Origin of the sequence: Roseateles aquae (genome assembly GCF_032337115.1) — a bacterium.
GTDB classification, from domain to species: Bacteria; Pseudomonadota; Gammaproteobacteria; order Burkholderiales; family Burkholderiaceae_C; genus Roseateles_C; species Roseateles_C aquae.
Window position 1 is genome coordinate 1 of record NZ_JAVXZY010000040.1, and the last position, 1077, is coordinate 1077.

The 1077-nt window shown below is 61.4% G+C and carries 1 protein-coding gene; it reads left to right on the forward strand.

Going from position 1 to position 1077, the window contains the following annotated elements; all coding sequences use genetic code 11:
• Window positions 1-94: 94 nt before the first annotated feature.
• Window positions 95-1048, forward strand: coding sequence for an IS30 family transposase (locus RQP53_RS24665; RefSeq protein WP_315653389.1), 954 nt, complete (start codon window positions 95-97; stop codon window positions 1046-1048).
• Window positions 1049-1077 lie beyond the last annotated feature (29 nt).

Below are 1077 nucleotides of genomic sequence, written 5' to 3' on the forward strand. Positions count from 1 at the left end.
CGCAGCTTGGCAAACTAAGTGCAACACCTTCTCCAAAAGAGGTGGGGAGTGGCGACACTGTTCACACCTCATCCGGCAAGAAGGGGTTGTGAACATGGAATATCGCCAACTCACCCAAGACGAACGATACGTCATGGCCTACATGTTGCGCCAGGGGAATAGCCTGAGGCGGATCGCCCTGGCGCTGGATCGCTCCGCTTCGACGATAAGCCGCGAGCGACAGCGCAACATGACCAGGCACGACGGTGCCTACCGCGCCGAGCGTGCTCACCAGTATGCGATCGCCAGGCGCAGGCGTACGCGCAAGAAGAGCCAATACAGTGAGCGGGAATGGCGCGAGGTCGCCCGCCAATTGCAGCGCAAGTGGAGCCCTGCGCAGATTGCAGGGCGGCGACGACACCTAGGCCGCCCCAGCATGAGCAAGGAAACGATCTACCGCCATATCCGCCGCGAACGGCGCGCCGGCGGGCAGCTCTGGCGCCATCTGCGCATCGTCAGCAAGTTCGGCCGCAAACGGCGCGGAAGCCCCGCCACCAGAGGGAGATTGATCGGCAAGCGCCACATCAGCGAGCGCCCCAAATGCGTGGAGCAGCGACGCCAGCAAGGCCACTGGGAGGGTGACACTGTGATGGGTGCGGACCTGCGCCACTGCGTGCTCACGTTGGTCGAGCGCGCCACGGGCTATCTGGTGATAAAGAAGCTCAGCGCTCGCAACAAGGAGCAAGCCGCAGCCGCCATGGCGCGATCAATCATCGGGCTGCGCGGTCGATTCAAAACCATCACGCTGGACAACGGCACAGAGTTCCACGACTACGAGCATGTCGAGAAACACTTCAAGGTGAAGTTCTACTTCGCAACGCCGTACCACTCGTGGGAGCGGGGCACGAACGAGAACACCAACGGCCTGATCAGGCAGTACCTGCCCAAAGGCATGTGCTTCAAAAACCTCACCCAGAACGACTGCGACCACATCGCAGCTGAACTCAACGACCGGCCACGTGAGCGGCTGGGCTTCAGGACACCGAGGGAGGCCTTCTCTCGGTACTAGCGGTGTTGCACTTCAAAGTTGACTTCAAG